General features: G+C 63.5%; 2 protein-coding genes. Both read right to left on the reverse strand.

Annotated elements, in window-relative coordinates:
- Positions 1 to 193 precede the first annotated feature (193 nt).
- The gene (gene purH, locus ABW043_RS15015; protein ID WP_353922009.1) at positions 194 to 1777 is read right to left on the reverse strand and encodes a bifunctional phosphoribosylaminoimidazolecarboxamide formyltransferase/IMP cyclohydrolase; all 1584 of its coding nucleotides are present in this window, start codon (positions 1775 to 1777) and stop codon (positions 194 to 196) included.
- A 67-nt stretch (positions 1778 to 1844) separates the two neighbouring features.
- On the reverse strand, positions 1845 to 3470 hold the full coding sequence (locus tag ABW043_RS15020) for a heparinase II/III family protein (RefSeq protein WP_353922010.1): 1626 nt from the start codon (positions 3468 to 3470) through the stop codon (positions 1845 to 1847).
- Between the last annotated feature and the right edge of the window lie 189 nt (positions 3471 to 3659).

Below are 3659 nucleotides of genomic sequence, written 5' to 3' on the forward strand. Positions count from 1 at the left end.
GCGACCTTGATGCCGAGCGAGCCCACCGAGCGCAAGAGGCCGGTGGAGAGCAGGGCAGAAAGATCGGTTGGAACGGCCAGCCGCATGAAGGGTCCTCGCGCCGGCCCAAATGCCGAGCGGGCAGAGAGTGCCAGAACCCCGTCAAGAAGGTCTTACCGTGAGGGCGTTTAGGCCCTCACGGCGTCGTGTTTGCCTAGTGCCGGAAGTGGCGCATGCCGGTCAGAACCATGGCGATGCCGGCAGCGTCGGCGGCGGCGATGACTTCGTCGTCACGCATGGAGCCACCGGGCTGGATGACGGCCGTGGCGCCGGCGGCGACGAGGGCTTCAAGACCATCGGCGAAGGGGAAGAAGGCGTCGGAGGCGACGACTGAACCAATGGTGAGAGCGCCTTCGATACCGGCAGCTTCGGCCGCATCGATCGACTTGCGATGGGCAACGCGGGCGGAGTCGACACGGCTCATCTGGCCGGCGCCGATGCCGGCGGTGGCGCCGTCCTTCACATAGATGATGGCGTTGGATTTGACGTGCTTGGCGACCTTGGCGGCGAGTTTCAGGTCAGCAAGTTCCGCTTCGGTCGGCGCGCGCTTGGTGACGACCTTCAGTTCGCAATCATCGACATTGCGATTGTCGCGGCTCTGGACCAGCAGACCACCGGCCACGGATTTCACCTGCAGGCCCTCGGCCTTGGGGTCGGCCAGGCCACCCGTGAGGAGAAGACGCAGGTTCTTCTTGGCGGCAATGATTTCCTGCGCTTCCGGCGTGGCGGAGGGAGCGACGATCACTTCGGTGAAGACCTTAACGATCTCAGTGGCCGTCTCGGCGTCGATTTCGCGATTGGTGGCGACGATGCCGCCAAAGGCGGAAACCGGGTCGGTGCGCAGGGCCTTCTTATAGGCCTCGGTCAGGTTCGATCCCGTGGCGACGCCGCAGGGATTGGCGTGCTTGATGATGGCGACAGCAGCAACCTCGGCCGGGTCGAATTCGGAGACCAGCTCGAAGGCAGCGTCGGTGTCGTTGATATTGTTGTAGGAGAGTGTCTTGCCCTGGACCTGTGAGGCGGTGGCGACGCCCGGACGATTTTCACCGGTGCCATAGAAGGCGGCCCACTGATGCGGGTTTTCGCCATAGCGCATGACTTCGCGCAGGGTGCCGGCAAAGCTGCGATAGCTCACATCGGCAAAGTCGATTTCCTTGGCAAACCAGCTCGAGATCGCGCTGTCATAGGCGGCGGTGCGGGCATAGGCCTTGGCGGCGAGCTTCTGGCGCAGTTCGTAGGGAATGCCGCCATTGCGGATGGCTTCGAGAATTGCCGGATAGTCGGCGGGATCAACGACCACGGTCACATAGGCGTGGTTCTTGGCCGCCGAACGCACCATGGCGGGGCCGCCAATGTCGATGTTCTCGATGATCTCATCGTAGCTGGCGCCTGAGGCGACGGTCTTTTCAAACGGATAGAGATTGACGGCGACGAGGTCGATGGGGCCGATCTCGTGTTCGTCCATACTCGCCTTGTGCTCGGGATTGTCACGCACCGAGAGCAGGCCGCCATGCACTTTTGGATGCAGCGTCTTCACGCGGCCATCCATCATTTCGGGAAAGCCAGTCAGATCGGAAATCTCGCGCACCGGCAGGCCGGTTTCCGAAATCAGCTTGTGCGTACCGCCGGTCGAAACCAGCTCCACGCCGGCCTCCGAAAGCCCGCGGGCAAAATCCGCCATTCCCGATTTGTCGAATACCGAAAGCAGTGCCCGCCCGACCGTGACCGTCTTGCCCATGAGTTTTTGCTCGCATTGGAGGAGATTTCGCGGCTCCGCTAGCACGAACGGGCCGCGGAGTCCAAGCTCAACCGTGTTCGCGCGTCAGGATCCAGCCCACTTCGACGCCCGGGGCGAGATCGACTTCCAGCACAAGCTGGATGGTGCGGTTGAAACCGAGATAGGCCGATTGGCGGACGCTGTCGTCCTGCCGCAGCGTGGCGCCTTCCCAGAGGAAGCTCCAGACCTCGCCATTGGGCAGGGTCAGCCGGCGCATGCCCTCGCCGACCGGGGCATGGACGGAAATGCCGGGCGCTAGGTGGAAGCGGATGGAAAGCTGCCCGTCGGGCGTGCCTTCTGCAACAACGCGATCCTGCCCGACGAGCGTTGTGCCATCGCCGAGGAGGGTCAGGCGCCGTTCGATCTCGGCGCCAAAGCGCGTGGCATAGCCGATGGAAGAGACGGCCAGCATATGTTCGGCCGGCACCAGTTCCATATCGGGCACAGCAGGCGGTTTTGCGCGGAGACCCTTGGGAGGCACGAAGGCGTCTTCATCCTCGATCGTGGGCGAGGAATGGGCAATGGCCTGGCGGAAGAGGTCGCGTGTCTCCGGCATGTCGGATGGGGCAGGGCCGCAAGAGCCGAGGATCAGTTCGCTGCCGAAGGAAAACTCGAAAGCAAGCGCACCGGCATGGGCTTCGGCATCGAAACCGGGCTCCGGGCGCAGGCCAGAATCGGCGATGACGACGGCGCGGCCGCTGCGCAGGATCCCGTATCCGCCGAGAATGCGCGACCGTCGTGCCGGGGTCGGGGCATTGGCCTGCACAGCCACCAGCACGTCATGCGGCACCTGTCCGCAGCCGTTGAAATAGGCGAGTTCGCCGCTCGAAAGGGTGACGGCATCGAGCGCCTCATGCATCCGGTCGATGCGATTGGAGAGCGACGCGAAGGTCGGGCTGCCATGGCGGTTGGCGGCCTGGCGCAGGCTCGAAAGCTCGACCAGGAGATTAAGCTGGATGCGCGGATTGCGGCTCTTGTGGAAACCCTCTTCGTCGAGCTGTTCGCCAAGGGCCGCATCGAGCTGCATCAGGCGCGCCTCGACATCGGCCGATTCCTCTGGCTCGCAGAGTTCGGCGCCCAGAATGCCGAGCGCGGCAAAAAGCCGGTCGGTCGGGTCGGTTGCGAGCTTGCCGCGCACGCGCAGGCTTTGCACCTGCGTGCCCAGGCTACGCTGCATGGTCTTGGCTTGGTCGGGCGTCGCGCCATCGAGCAGCAGCGGCAGGTGGCGGAGCCAGTTGAGGACGCGCTGCCCGGTCAGCGGCAGCGACCAGCTTTCCGGATCGAACTTTCCTTCGCGTCCTATCCAGTCGAGCACCAGCGTGCGGGCGAAGAGCTTTTCGCCGGGATCGCGAACGTCGCGAAAATGCCGGAGCCAGGAAAAGCTCTGCAGATTGTTCCACCAATCAGGGAAATCGACATCGACGGAAAAGGGTGAGGTACCGCCGGTTTCGATGAGCTTTGAGGCAAGCAGATAGCGCCCCGACATCATTTCGCGCACGGCGTCGCTGTCGGCGGGGCGGAAATCGGGGAGTTCGCCCTTATAGCCTTGCTCGGCAAGGCCCTGCCAGGTCCAGCGGGTGAATCGCGAGGTCACGATGGCGTCGGCCAGGCGCAATCCAAAGCGCCGGGAGGTCGTACCGAACCGCCCGCTCACCTTTTGCCTCCGCGCGAGAAACCAACGCGGGCAGGTCGGTCGCTGCCCTTAGAACTCACTGAAAGAACCTTCCAAGACGCGGCACCGGCCGCACAATGATGAAGCGTCTAGTGAATATGTCGTGATTTGCCCAGCGGAGGATAGATTTGAGGCTGTAAAACTTCGTGCCCCACAGACTTAGCCTGTGCG

Source organism: Devosia sp. (genome assembly GCF_040509215.1).
GTDB lineage: Bacteria > Pseudomonadota > Alphaproteobacteria > Rhizobiales > Devosiaceae > Devosia.

Excerpts from the sequence above, each read along its gene's own strand:
- purH (WP_353922009.1), bottom strand. The coding sequence starts at position 1,777 with ATGGGCAAGACGGTCACGGTCGGGCGGGCACTGCTTTCGGTATTCGAC.